Raw genomic sequence first — 14299 nt, 5'->3', positions numbered from 1 at the left:
CACCATCTTTCAGGCTGCAACTTGAATGATGACAGGATATTTATCCCCGGGAATGAGGATAATATCAACCAATGGGATAATTATTGAATTTGGGGTCGATTTTTTACGATGACTTCTCTATAATCTTGCGACCCCACGTTACAGCAAGATTTTTTTCCCAAAAACTTGCATTAGTGCCGGCATAGGCTATTCGAAGGGGTAGGTTTGCTGGACATGAGCCGTGTGAACCTCAAAAACAGTTTCTGAACATCGAGTGTTCACCAACGTGTAACTTATAATTGGGTAAGCTTTAATGAAAACTTTTACAGCTAAACCAGAAACCGTAAAACGCGACTGGTATGTTGTTGACGCAGATGGCAAAACTTTAGGCCGTCTTGCAACTGAAATAGCTCGTCGCCTGCGCGGCAAGCATAAAGCGGAATATACTCCGCACGTTGATACTGGTGATTACATCATTATTGTTAACGCAGAAAAAGTTGCTGTAACTGGCAACAAACGTGCTGACAAAATCTATTATCATCACACTGGCCACATCGGTGGTATCAAGCAAGCGACCTTTGAAGAGATGATTGCCCGCCGTCCTGAGCGTGTCATTGAAATCGCGGTTAAAGGCATGCTGCCAAAAGGGCCACTGGGTCGTGCAATGTACCGTAAAATGAAAGTTTACGCGGGCAGCGAGCACAACCACGCGGCACAGCAACCACAAGTTCTGGACATTTAATCGGGATTATAGGCAATGGCTGAAAATCAATACTACGGCACTGGTCGCCGCAAAAGCTCCACCGCTCGTGTCTTCATTAAGCCAGGTAGCGGTAACATCGTAATCAACCAACGCAGCCTCGAAGTTTACTTCGGTCGTGAAACTGCGCGCATGGTTGTTCGTCAACCACTTGAGCTGGTTGAAATGCTGGGCAAACTGGATTTGTACATCACTGTTAAAGGTGGTGGTATTTCTGGTCAGGCAGGCGCAATCCGTCACGGTATTACCCGTGCACTGATGGCTTATGACGAGACTATGCGTCCTGAACTTCGCAAAGCTGGCTTCGTTACTCGCGATGCTCGTGAAGTTGAACGTAAGAAAGTGGGTCTGCGTAAAGCACGTCGTCGTCCACAGTTCTCCAAACGTTAATTTGTTGCCACTATTGTGGCAGTGGATTAAAGTTGAAAACCCGCCATTTCTATGGCGGGTTTTTTTATCACTTTCAATCTTTCAATCTTTCAATCTTTCAATCTTTCAATCTTTGATAACCCGCTATTTCTTGCGAAAAAATAGCATATTAAAGAAACAAATTTTCATACTTCGATATTTCATCATTAATTCTCAATGTACTTCCTCACAAAATGGGCAAAATCTGATAGACTAGTGACAATTTTTTGCCTTATCCATGAATTTGCCTGATTTGGCAGAGGTAAAAGATATCTCTGATAGACTTCTCGTTGCCGCCAACTAAGCACGCACTTGAAAAATAGAAGAGGATAGCCTCGGATAATAAGTGCGAAGCAGGATGAGAATATGAGCGAGAATGGCCGCTGTTTATTTAAGGGCTGTTCGTTCCTTTTGTTAGATAAACTTGGAGGTTTTCATGGCTGTCGCTGCCAACAAACGTTCGGTAATGACTCTGTTTTCCGGCCCGACCGACATTTTTAGCCATCAAGTGCGAATTGTACTGGCGGAAAAGGGGGTCAGCGTTGAGATTGAACACGTTGAAGCAGGTAATTTGCCTCAGGATTTAATTGATCTTAACCCTTACCAATCGGTTCCAACTCTCGTTGATCGTGAGCTGACTCTGTACGATTCTCGCATCATTATGGAATATCTGGATGAGCGTTTCCCGCATCCGCCACTCATGCCTGTGTATCCTGTCGCACGTGGCTCCAGCCGCCTGATGATGCATAGAATTGAAAAAGATTGGTATTCCTTGATGTACAAAATCCAGGAAGGAAATATTCAGGAAGCGAACGCTGCACGGAAACAGCTTGCTGAAGAATTGCTGGCTGTTGCACCTATTTTCAGAGAAATGCCATTCTTCATGAGTGACGAATTCAGTTTAGTGGATTGTTACCTGTGTCCGCTGCTGTGGCGTTTGCCTGTCTTGGGTGTCGAATTGTCTGGCCCGGGTGCGAAAGAGCTTCAGATTTATATGCAGCGTGTGTTTGAACGCGACGCATTTTTGGCTTCACTGACGGAAGCTGAACGTGAAATGCGCTTACAATCACGGAGCTAATTTATGGAGATGATCCAAATGTCTCCACGCCGCCCTTATCTATTGAGGGCACATTACGAATGGCTGTTGGATAATGAATTGACCCCGCATATCGTTGCGGATGTTAGCCTGTATGGGGTAAACGTCCCGATGGAATATGCACAAAATGGGCAGATAATCCTGAATATCTCACCGAGGGCGGTTGGCAATCTGGAGTTGACCAACGATGAAGTGAGATTCAATGCCCGTTTTGGTGGTGTTGCACGTCAGGTTACTGTCCCGATGGCGGCGGTGATTGCGGTTTATGCCCGTGAAAATGGCGCAGGAATGATGTTTGAGCCAGAGCTTGCCTATGAAGGGGATGTTGAGTCAGAGGAAACAGATTTGCCAGTAGCGGATAATTTAGTGCTTATCCGTGATCGCAAAGCTTCTCGTGCCGATGATTCACCAGATGATGAGCCACCTAAGCCACCGAAAGGTCGCCCAGCCTTACGCGTCGTAAAATAACTGCGCAGTTAACGATATATCCATATCCCATATTCTATATTTAATAGATTTTCGAGTTGCGGCCGACAGAGCAGCAACTTGAAAAATTAAAGGGATAGTAACAATATGAAAATAGAGGAGATATCATTCTCCTTTATTTTTTATAGTGTCTATTTCCGGTGTTAAAAATAGACACTGTGATTTTTCTCAAATTCCCACATACACATATCGATCCCATTCTTGCTTTTCCCTGTATTAGCTTTTCTCGCTGCATTCAGGCTGTTCATCACTTGCCCGAAAAACGATTTCTGTTGTTGAAAGTTATGTATTGTTGAGGGAATAGTGCAGATATTAGCGGATGATAAAGTCCGATGATTTTCTGCCAACGACAATACTTCGACTGGATTGTTAATCAAAGCGAATGATAGGGCGCTAATGGTTTTTTCAGAGAATTTGGGATGAATATTCGGGGATAATTTGAAGGCAACTCGCAGCCATTGGCTGTCACCGGTTGAAATGTGATGGATAATTTTATCCATCTCTCGCTCTTCACTTAACTCAGCCACCACAGAATTGATTCCCCTTTCATGTACCTGGCGCATAATTCTGTCAGGAGTATATAGCCCGGCAATTGATGGCAGGCTTATCAAGGATATGAAAGAGAAAAAGAGTATCTGTGTGGGTAAGCGCATATGTGTTTCTACCTGTTATTATTACTTTAATGGTCTTTTAATTCACGTCTATTTAATCAGTTACACTGAAAACTTTATTTCCGAAAAAAATAAACCTTATTGCTGTGTTACGGTATTGCACTATTGTTGTATTGTTGTAATGGATGCGAGATTAAATTGGAATATTTGACTTTGGGATATAAGAATAATCGCATAAACCAAAAAAACACAACCTATATGGTAGTAAGAGAAAAATAAAAAACAACTGCTTTTATTTAATTTGACTACAATTTTCTCCGGCTAAAAAACCGGAGAAGTTATGAAAGTGAAGGATGTATGAAGGGTGTATGAAGGATTAGACTTCCAGATAGTCAAGAATGCCGGAAGCTGCTTTTCTGCCTTCAGCAATGGCAGTTACCACTAGATCTGAACCCCGCACGGCATCACCGCCCGCGAATATCTTGGGATTACTTGTTTGGAAAGGTAGGGCACCGGATTCAGGAGCGATAATGCGTCCTTTTTTATCGATATCGATCTGATGTTCATCCAGCCAATTCATGGCGTGAGGTTTAAACCCAAATGCCATGATTACGGCATCCGCTTCTATCACGAATTCGGAACCCTGAATGATCTCCGCTTGCCGACGGCCTTTTTCATCCATAGCGCCCAGTTGTGTTTTCGCGACCCTGACCCCACACACTTGTCCTGTACTGTTAATCTCAATGCTAATCGGCTGGAGATTGAAAAGAAATTCGACTCCTTCCTCTTTGGCATTTTTCACTTCACGGCGGGAGCCCGGCATATTTTCTTCATCCCGGCGATAGGCACAGACAACATGGGTGGCACCTTGACGAACCGAAGTGCGAACACAGTCCATTGCTGTATCTCCGCCCCCTAATACCACAACCCGCTTACTTTTCATGTCAACATAAGGTTGTTCTGGCAGAGCTGAGTAGTTCATCAACTGGCGGGTGTTGGCGATTAAAAAAGGCAAAGCGTCATAAACACCATTGGCATTTTCATTTTCCAGCCCACCGTGGATGGATTGGTATGTGCCAACACCAAGAAATACGGCATCAAATTCTTGTTTGAGTTCGGTCAGTGTGATCTCTTTGCCTATTTCCGTATTTAAGCGGAATTCGATCCCCATCCCGGAGAACATTTCACGGCGGCGGATCATCACTTCTTTTTCCAGTTTGAAAGCTGGAATACCAAATGTGAGTAAACCGCCAATTTCAGGATGACGATCATAAACCACCGCTTGTACACCGTTGCGGATAAGGACATCCGCACAAGCCAGTCCTGCCGGACCGGCACCAACCACTGCCACACGTTTGCCTGTCGGGATGACATGTGACATATCCGGCTTCCAGCCCATCGCGATGGCCGTGTCGTTAATATAGCGTTCGATATTACCGATGGTGACAGCGCCGAAATCGTCATTCAGCGTACAGGCACCTTCACACAAGCGATCTTGCGGGCAGACTCGCCCGCAGACTTCCGGCAGGCTGTTGGTCTGATGGGATAATTCTGCGGCCTCGATAATGCGGCCTTCATTGACTAATTTCAGCCAGTTTGGAATGTAATTATGGACGGGACATTTCCATTCACAATATGGATTGCCACACCCGAGACAGCGGTCTGCCTGCGCTTGTGCCTGGATCTCTGAGAATGGCTCATAAATCTCCACAAATTCTATTTTGCGGATTTTTAATGGCTTTTTGGGCGGATCGACACGCTGTAAGTCGATAAATTGATAAACATTCTGACTCATTACATTCTCCTCACTGCGCCTGAACCCGCAATTCTGCGGAGGAACGGCTACGATGCCCCAGTAACGCGCTGACATCACTGGATTTAGGTTTAACCAGCGCAAATTTATTGACCCATTGTGACCAATTTTCCAATATGCTTTCGCCGTGTTGAGAATTAGTCAGACGGACATGTTCGGTGATTAATCCCCGCAGGTGCTCTTTGTGAATGGCGAGGGTATCCATTGAGAGAACTTCCACCAGTTCCGGGTTGACGCGTTTGCGGAAATCATCCAATTCATCAAGTACGTAAGCGAATCCGCCCGTCATGCCTGCGCCGAAATTCACACCAGTGCTGCCGAGAACACAGACGATCCCGCCAGTCATATATTCACAGCCATTATCGCCGATCCCTTCAATCACAGTGATAGTGCCTGAGTTACGTACTGCAAAGCGTTCGCCGGCACGTCCGGCGGCAAAGAGCCGTCCTCCGGTTGCACCATAAAGGCAGGTATTGCCGATAATCGTGGCTTCGTTACTTCTGAATGCTGAACCAACAGGGGGACGGATGGCAATAAGACCCCCTGCCATTCCCTTACCGACATAATCATTGGCATCGCCGGTTAAGGTCAGTTCAACACCACCCGCATTCCAGACCCCAAAACTTTGCCCAGCCGTTCCGGTGAAATTCAGTTTGATCGGATCTGCTGCCAGCCCCTGATCACCATATCGTGCAGCAATCTCACCAGAAAGAGAGGCACCCACAGAGCGGTCTGTATTTTGGATATCAAAATAGAAGCTTTTACTCTGCGATTTTTCGACATAAGGCATGGCCTGAGTCACGATGGCTTTATTCAGCTCGCCTTGGTCAAAAGGTGGATTATCTTCTGTACAATGCAGATCTTTTCCCGCATGTGGTTCTGCTGTTTCCAGCAGTGGCTCAAGGTTGAGCTTGCTCTGTTTGGCTGAAATACCCTCAAGGATTTCCAACAAGTCTGTCCGGCCAATTAAGTCGGTTAGTTGTCTCACACCTAGCTGCGCCATTAATTCACGTGTTTCCTGAGCAATGAAGCGGAAGTAGTTGATGACTCGTTCCGGCAAACCGTGATAATGGGATTGACGCAGTTTTTCATCTTGCGTAGCTACACCAGTAGCACAGTTGTTTAAATGACAGATCCGCAAGTATTTACAGCCGAGAGCAACCATCGGGCCAGTACCAAAACCAAAACTTTCCGCCCCTAAAATCGCGGCCTTGATGATATCCAGACCTGTTTTCAGCCCACCATCAATTTGGAGGCGTATTTTATGGCGCAGTCCGTTGGCAACCAACGCTTGCTGGGTTTCCACAAGACCCAGCTCCCACGGACAACCGGCATATTTGACGGAAGAGAGGGGACTCGCACCCGTTCCGCCATCGTAACCGGCGATGGTAATCAGGTCAGCGTAAGCTTTGGCTACTCCCGTGGCGATAGTTCCTACGCCGGGTTCTGAAACCAGCTTGACTGAAATTAATGCTTTCGGATTCACTTGCTTAAGATCGAAAATCAGCTGAGCCAGATCTTCGATAGAATAAATATCATGGTGCGGCGGTGGAGAAATCAGTGTTACACCCGGCACGGAGTAACGCAATTTGGCGATATAAGGTGTGACCTTATCCCCCGGCAACTGCCCTCCTTCTCCCGGCTTAGCGCCTTGGGCGACTTTTATCTGAATGACATCCGCACTGGCCAGATAAGCCGGTGTTACGCCAAATCGTCCCGATGCGACCTGCTTGATGCGGGAGACTTTCTTCGTCCCATAACGAGCCGGATCTTCCCCGCCTTCGCCGGAGTTGGAAAAACCACCCAGCGTATTCATCGCTTCAGCGAGCGCTTCGTGGGCTTCAGGACTTAGGGCACCAATTGACATGGCTGCGGTATCAAAACGCTTGAACAGGGATTCTGCGGGCTCTACGTCCTCAATAGCGATGGGATCATCTTTAGGCGCAATAGCGAGCAGGTCTCGCAGTGTTGTAGTGGGTCGTCCATTCACCAATTCGGAATATTTCTGGTAATCACTGTACCTGCCACTGTGAACCGCAGTCTGTAACGTGCTGACAATATCAGGGTTATAGGCGTGGTATTCTCCGTCATGAACATATTTCAGCAGCCCTCCTTGATCGATGGTATGGCGATGCAGCCATGCCCGTTTAGAAAGATTACGCAAATCTTGTTCAAAATCGCTGAAATCCGCCCCTTCAATGCGACTGACTACACCATTGAAACAGATATCCGTCACCTCTGAATGCAAGCCGACGGCTTCAAATAATTTAGAGCAGCGATAAGAGGAAATCGTGGAGATGCCCATTTTGGACATGATCTTATACAGCCCTTTATTAATGCCGTTACGATAATTCAGCATGACGCGGGTATATGGCGCATTTATTGTGCCATCATCTACCATTTTTCCCAGTGACTCATACGCCAGATACGGATAAACAGCAGTAGCACCAAAACCCAGAAGTACCGCAAAATGATGTGGATCGCGTGCGCTGGCGGTTTCTACGATCAAATTGGCATCACAACGCAGGTTTTTCTCAACCAAACAATGCTGAATGGCACCGACAGCCATCGGTGCAGGGATTGGCAGTCTTTCTGGTGAAATATTGCGATCAGACAATACCAGCATGACCGCCCCATTACGGACTAACTTTTCTGCTCGGTCACATAAGATTGAAACCGCGCTTTTAAGACTGGTTTCCTGTGGATTGAAGGTTAAATCCAGCCTATCTGCGCGATAGTAGGACTCTTCCTGAGTCGTCAACTGAACGAAATCAGAATAGAGCAAAACGGGGGATTCAAAGCTCAGTCGATGAGCCTGTCCTTCCGCTTCACAAAAGACATTCATTTCTCGTCCAATACGGGTAGCCAGTGACATAACATGAGCTTCACGCAGTGGGTCAATGGGGGGGTTAGTGACTTGGGCGAATTGCTGGCGGAAATAGTCATAGATAATGCGTGGTCGGCTGGAAAGTACGGCAAACGGTGTATCATCTCCCATTGAGCCAGTTGCTTCCTGAGCATTTTCACCAATGGCACGGATAATCTGATCCAGCTCTTCACTACTGTAGGCAAATTGCTTGTGGTATGTTGCCAACAGCCGATCATCAAAATCTCGCTGTCCCACCTGGTCTTCCGGCAATTTTTCAAACGGGATCAAATATTTTACGTTTTTCTCGAGCCACTCTTTATAGGGATGTCGGATTTTTAAATCATTATCCGTTTCGGCGGAATGAAGAATGCGGCCTTCATAGGTATCGATGACCATCAATTCACCGGGCCCGACCCGACCTTTTTCCACGACTTCATCTGGCTGGTAATCCCAGATACCGATTTCGGAAGCACACGTAATCAGCTTATCTTTGGTAATCACATAACGGGCAGGGCGCAAGCCATTCCGATCCAGATTACAGGCGGCATAACGACCATCGGACATCACGATACCGGCTGGCCCATCCCACGGCTCCATGTGCATGGAGTTAAAATCAAAGAATGCGCGCAGATCGTCATCCATATCAGGATTATTCTGCCATGCCGGCGGAACCAGCAGGCGCATTGCGCGGATTAAATCCATACCGCCGTTGAGGAACAGCTCCAGCATATTGTCCAGTGAGCTGGAATCAGAACCGGTTTCATTAACGAAAGGGGCGGCAGTATGTAAATCAGGAATGAGCGGAGTACGGAATTTATAAGATCTGGCTTTTGCCCATTCGCGGTTTCCCGTAATGGTATTGATTTCCCCATTATGGGCCAGATAACGAAATGGCTGTGCCAGCGGCCAACGGGGAACCGTATTTGTTGAAAAACGCTGATGGAACAGGCAGATGGAAGATTCCATTCGCAGATCAGCCAGATCGGGATAAAAACGTGGCAAATCGGCGGCCATGCATAGCCCTTTGTAGATCATGACCAGATTAGACAGGCTACAAATATAAAAGTCGCTGTCAGTGATGCGTTTTTCTATGCGGCGTCGGGCGATGAACAAGCGGCGTTCCAGATCCTGTGTCCGCCATCCGACAGGTGCATTGATAAAAACCTGCTCAATACGAGGCAGGCTCGATAAGGCAATATCACCCAAAATATCGCGATTAATGGGAACTTCCCGCCATCCCACAATAGAGAGCGTTTCGTTTTGTAATTCTTGTTCGACGATATCGCGACATGCTTGGGCGATGTTGGCATCCTGACTTAAAAACAGCATACCTACTGCATAGTTTTTGGCGAGCCTCCATGATTGCTCGTTGGCAACCATCTGAAAAAAGCGATCGGGCTTTTGCATTAATAAGCCACAGCCGTCGCCTGTTTTCCCATCAGCCAAGATCGCGCCACGGTGCTGCATCCGAGCCAGTGCATGTATGGCTGTGCGCACGACTTTGTGGCTTGGCTCACCTTCAATATGAGCGATTAATCCAAAACCGCAGTTATCTTTTTCCTGCAAATTATCATACAACATTGTGAAGCTCCCCACGTTCTGTCCGGCTCTCACATCACTCACGAGAAGAGAGATAAAAATAGATATATATATTATTTCTACGGGCGTCTGATTTGCGCCCTCAGCCAAACGCCACTTGTCTTATTTGCAATAACAAGCGGTAAATCAAAATGATGTTGTGTTACTACATAGTGTCACTGAATATAGTGTCACTGAATATAGAGTCACTGAATATAGTGTCACTGCATAAATATGAGTCGGGTGATTCTCCGACGGGTAATTCTCAGTGAATTCCCAACTTAGCGAGAAAAATAGAGTAGGTCAAATAGTGATTAATTATGTTTTTCAGGATGATTATTTTTGTATTTATTTGAATTTAAACTGAAAATAATGAAAAAACGTATTTTGTGAGCCAGATCTCTCATCTGAAATGTTGTGAGCTATATCACTAAAATTACCGCGTTATTTATTTTGCATATGCTTTGAAATTCAATTTAATTGGAGTTTTAATCTAAATATTTTAAATAAAGCGGAGTAAATACACGTATTTTGCATTCAATAAGAATAACGACTTGGTTTATTTTTAGTCAAAAAAAGAGAAGGCAAGATTTAGTGACTAATTATTCTTTTTTTGTGATTGTTTATTCTTGGAAAATATTAAGGATGATACTCCACAACAAAGTTGAGTTTTTTTTACATTATGATTCAATCTGGTGACTTTACTGGAAATCGTTTTACTGGGAATTGTTTTTACTCTGGGAGTAGTTATGAAGCTGATTCGAGGGCTTGCCCGATACTATGTAGACTTGATGATGAAGCTAGGCTTGGTGCGTTTTTCATTATTACTCGCATCCGCCCTGGTTATTCTTGCAATGGCTATGCAAATGGCGGTCACGTTTGTATTGCATGGCGAAGTGCAGAGCATTGATTTAATCCGCTCTATCTTTTTTGGTTTATTGATCACGCCTTGGGCAGTTTATTTTCTTTCCATCGTGGTGGAGCAACTTGAAGAATCCCGTCAGCGTGATGCAACATTGAATCTGCAACTCAAAGAAAACATCACTCAGTTGAATCAGGAAATCAGCGAAAGGGAAAAGGCAGAAAAAGCGCATTTGATTTTGCTGGATAAACTCAAATTAGAAATGGAGCATCGTGAGAAAACCCAGATTGAGCTTGAACAGCAATCGATACTATTGCGTTCATTTTTGGATGCCTCTCCGGATCTGGTTTACTACCGCAATGAAGAAAATGAATTTTCCGGCTGCAATCGGGCGATGGAGTTACTGACCGGAAAAAGTGAAAAGCAGCTCATTGGCCTGACACCGAGGGATGTCTACGATAAAGAAATTGCCAGTAAAGTGATGGAAACCGATGAAAAAGTCTTTCGTCACAATGTATCGCTGACTTACGAGCAGTGGCTGGTTTATCCCGATGGGCGTAAAGCTTGTTTTGAGCTCAGAAAAGTTCCTTTTTATGATCTCATCGGAAAGCGGCACGGGCTAATGGGCTTCGGACGCGATATAACGGAGCGTAAGCGTTATCAGGACGCGTTGGAGAATGCCAGTAGGGATAAAACCACCTTTATCTCTACAATCAGCCACGAGCTTCGTACGCCTTTAAATGGCATCGTTGGTTTGAGCCGAATTCTGATGGATACCGAATTAACACCAGAGCAGTGCAAATACCTGAAGACGATCCATGTCAGTGCCATCACTCTTGGAAATATTTTCAATGATATCATTGAATTAGATAAAATTGAGCGACGTAAAATCCAGCTTGATAACCAGTCGGTTGATTTTACTGGCTTTATGGCTGATTTAGAGAACGTTTCAGGCTTACTGGCACAGCCTAAAGGTATCAAATTTGTGCTGGAACCAGAACAGCCACTGCCTGCCAAAGTATTGACCGATGGAACCCGCTTGCGACAAATCCTGTGGAATTTGATTAGCAATGCCGTGAAATTTACGCCCAAAGGCGAGATTCGAATCCGTATCTGGCGTGAAGAAGGAGATCACTTATTATTTGAAGTTACGGATTCAGGTATTGGTATTCCCTCTGATGAATTAGAAAAAATCTTCGCTATGTATTACCAAGTGACAGACAGTGCTGGTGGGCGTCCCGCGACAGGAACAGGCATTGGCCTTGCTGTTTCGAAACGCCTTGCTCAAAGCATGGGAGGGGACATTACTGTGAAAAGTACAGTAGGTGAAGGTTCTTGCTTTACCTTGTCAGTTATCGCTCCCGCTATTGATGAACATCCCGGAGGGAAAGAGAAGCAAGATGATGCCTTGCCATTACCGGCGCTCAACGTTTTGCTGGTTGAAGATATTGAACTGAACGTCATTGTTGCCCGCTCTGTGCTGGAGAAGTTGGGGAATACCGTTGATGTTGCCATGAATGGTCATGATGCACTGGCGATGTTTGATCCTGATGAATATGACTTGGTATTGCTGGATATCCAATTGCCGGATATGACAGGACTCGACATTGCCCGCCAATTACACCGGAGTTATTCCTCTCAATCCTTGCCGCCATTAATTGCCCTGACCGCTAATGTATTAAAGGATAAAAAAGAATATCTTGATGCAGGGATGGATGATGTGCTCAATAAACCGCTTTCCGTTAAGGCATTGAAAGCAGTGATGGCAAAATATTGGGGCAAGTCATCTGAATTGAAACACACACTACTGGAGGCTGATATTGTGAAGAAAGACGAAGAGTTACTCGATACGGAGATGCTTAACCAATACATCGAATTGGTTGGGCCGAAAATGATTGTTGATAACTTGGCTCTCTTTGAAACCATGATGCCAAATTACCTTGCCTTGCTGGACTTAAATATGACGGCCAGAGATCAGAAAGGAATTACGGAAGAAGCACATAAAATCAAGGGAGCTGCTGGTTCTGTAGGATTACGCCATTTACAGCAGTTGGCTCAGCAAATTCAATCACCTGATTTACCAGCATGGTGGGATAATGTTCAGGAATGGGTCGATGAGTTAAATTCAGAGTGGAAAAACGATACGGAAACATTGAGAAACTGGTTGTCGGACGCTACAAAAAAATAACCCCAACCGAAGTTGGGGTGCGCGAATACTGCGCCAACACCAGGGAAACTTGTTTACCCGCTTATCTGAGATTTATTTTCGGTGCGAGTCGTTAGAGAATTCTTTCACACAGAACACAAGTACCAACATAGCAAAGATAAGATTTTTTGTTACAAGATTCATTAAAATTTGTGATGAAGATTGGTGTTTAACCCTCTAAGGGGTTAAGCATTAATCTACTACAAATGGAGAGAAATATGAAATCAGTTGCCGTTATATTAAGTGGATGCGGAGTCTACGACGGAAGTGAGATTCACGAATCAGTTCTGACAATGCTCTCTTTAAGCCGTCTTGGCGCTAAAGTGTCTTTTTTTTCACCTGATGAGTCACAACATCATGTAATTAATCACCTTAATGGAGAGGAAAAACACGAAACCCGTCACATAATGGAAGAATCAGCCCGTATAACACGCGGAAATATACAACCATTATCTAAAGCCGATATTAATGAGTTGGATGCGTTGATTATTCCCGGGGGCTTTGGAGCAGCTAAAAATTTATGTAATTTCGCATTTAAAGGATCAGATTGTGAAATAAATAAAGAGTTATTAAGTATTGTGCAGGGTATGCATCAACAAGGCAAACCAATGGGGTTCATGTGCATTTCTCCCGTGATGGTACCTAAGATATTGGACAGACCAGTCAAAATCACTATTGGAAATGACCCTGAAACTGTGGCCCAAATAGAGGCGATGGGAGGGGTACATATTGAGTGTCCGGTTGATGACGTTGTTATTGATTTTGAAAACAAAATTGTAACAACACCCGCTTATATGCTCGCAGAATCTTTGTCTCAGGCAGAAAAAGGAATTGATAAGTTGGTTAGGAAAATATTGGAAATGATTGAGTAACTGGATGAAAAACTCTTTTTCAATATTGTGGCGCTGGTTGAAAATAATTGCGGTGTCTATCACAGTTTTATGGTTCGTTGCTGTAATCGCATTTTCATTTCTGCCAGTGCCGTTTTCTATGGTGATGATAGAGAGACAAATGAGTGCCTTAGTGTCAATTAATTTATCTTATGTTTCTCGATCATCATGGGTGGAGCAGAATCAAATTTCACCTTATATGGCATTAGCCGTTATTGCCGCTGAGGATCAAAAATTTCCGAAACATTGGGGTTTCGACTTTGATGCTATCGAAACTGCAATGGAACATAATAAAAAATATAAGAAGCGAATACGGGGTGCATCGACAATTTCTCAGCAGACAGCCAAAAATTTATTTTTGTGGGAAGGGCGTAGTTGGGTCAGAAAGGGATTGGAAGCAGGAATGAGCTTTGTACTGGAATTACTGTGGTCAAAGAAGCGCATTTTGACTGTCTATCTCAATATTGCTGAGTTCGGAAACGGCATTTTTGGTGTAGAAGAAGCTGCCCGGCATTACTTCGGTAAATCCGCTAAACGATTGACGGCCTCTGAAGCGGCATTGCTCGCTGCTGTACTGCCAAATCCCCATCGCTATAAAGCGAATGCTCCTTCTGCCTATGTACTGAAACGCCAGCAATGGATTCTGCGGCAAATGCAGTTGATGGGAGGAGAGAGTTTCCTGAAACAAAATAAATTGGGATAGATTGGGATAAATTGAGTTGATAAAGAAAAAGAAAAAGT

General features: G+C 44.8%; 10 protein-coding genes. 7 read left to right on the top strand and 3 right to left on the bottom strand.

Annotated features, from left to right (window positions below; translation table 11 throughout):
* Positions 1 to 292 precede the first annotated feature (292 nt).
* From rplM to sspB, 4 genes are all read left to right on the top strand, one after another.
* Positions 293 to 721 (top strand): 50S ribosomal protein L13, encoded by a 429-nt coding sequence (rplM, locus tag FE394_RS01985; RefSeq protein ID WP_086954482.1) that lies wholly within the window; start codon positions 293 to 295, stop codon positions 719 to 721.
* Between the two features lie 15 nt (positions 722 to 736).
* Positions 737 to 1129, top strand: coding sequence for a 30S ribosomal protein S9 (rpsI, locus tag FE394_RS01980; RefSeq protein ID WP_319924724.1), 393 nt, complete (start codon positions 737 to 739; stop codon positions 1127 to 1129).
* Positions 1130 to 1583: 454 nt separating this feature from the next.
* Positions 1584 to 2225: a stringent starvation protein SspA gene (gene sspA / locus FE394_RS01975; protein WP_319924723.1), complete on the top strand. Its 642-nt coding sequence runs from the start codon at positions 1584 to 1586 to the stop codon at positions 2223 to 2225.
* 3 nt (positions 2226 to 2228) lie between these two features.
* The gene (gene sspB / locus FE394_RS01970; protein WP_319924722.1) at positions 2229 to 2711 is read left to right on the top strand and encodes a ClpXP protease specificity-enhancing factor; all 483 of its coding nucleotides are present in this window, start codon (positions 2229 to 2231) and stop codon (positions 2709 to 2711) included.
* 161 nt (positions 2712 to 2872) lie between these two features.
* On the opposite strand, the gene FE394_RS01965 is transcribed toward sspB, so the two are convergent.
* The 3 genes from FE394_RS01965 to gltB form a co-directional block, all read right to left on the bottom strand.
* Positions 2873 to 3292, bottom strand: a complete 420-nt coding sequence (locus FE394_RS01965) for a hypothetical protein (protein ID WP_319924721.1) — start codon at positions 3290 to 3292, stop codon at positions 2873 to 2875.
* 424 nt (positions 3293 to 3716) lie between these two features.
* Entirely contained in the window at positions 3717 to 5135 is a 1419-nt protein-coding gene (locus FE394_RS01960; protein ID WP_319924720.1) for a glutamate synthase small subunit, read from the bottom strand.
* A gap of 10 nt (positions 5136 to 5145) precedes the next feature.
* On the bottom strand, positions 5146 to 9603 hold the full coding sequence (gene gltB / locus FE394_RS01955; RefSeq protein ID WP_319924719.1) for a glutamate synthase large subunit: 4458 nt from the start codon (positions 9601 to 9603) through the stop codon (positions 5146 to 5148).
* Positions 9604 to 10349: 746 nt separating this feature from the next.
* Here gltB and arcB point away from each other — a divergent pair.
* The 3 genes from arcB (at position 10350) to mtgA (ending at position 14261) form a co-directional block, all read left to right on the top strand.
* Positions 10350 to 12650, top strand: a complete 2301-nt coding sequence (arcB, locus tag FE394_RS01950) for an aerobic respiration two-component sensor histidine kinase ArcB (protein ID WP_319924718.1) — start codon at positions 10350 to 10352, stop codon at positions 12648 to 12650.
* A gap of 236 nt (positions 12651 to 12886) precedes the next feature.
* Positions 12887 to 13540 (top strand): isoprenoid biosynthesis glyoxalase ElbB, encoded by a 654-nt coding sequence (gene elbB, locus FE394_RS01945; RefSeq protein WP_319924717.1) that lies wholly within the window; start codon positions 12887 to 12889, stop codon positions 13538 to 13540.
* 4 nt (positions 13541 to 13544) lie between these two features.
* On the top strand, positions 13545 to 14261 hold the full coding sequence (mtgA, locus tag FE394_RS01940) for a monofunctional biosynthetic peptidoglycan transglycosylase (RefSeq protein WP_319924716.1): 717 nt from the start codon (positions 13545 to 13547) through the stop codon (positions 14259 to 14261).
* The last annotated feature ends 38 nt before the right edge of the window (positions 14262 to 14299 follow it).

This window comes from Xenorhabdus littoralis, from assembly GCF_033949345.1.
GTDB classification, from domain to species: domain Bacteria; phylum Pseudomonadota; class Gammaproteobacteria; order Enterobacterales; family Enterobacteriaceae; genus Xenorhabdus; species Xenorhabdus littoralis.
Note: the sequence above shows the minus strand (reverse complement) of the source record. Positions and strands in the feature narration are given on the sequence as shown.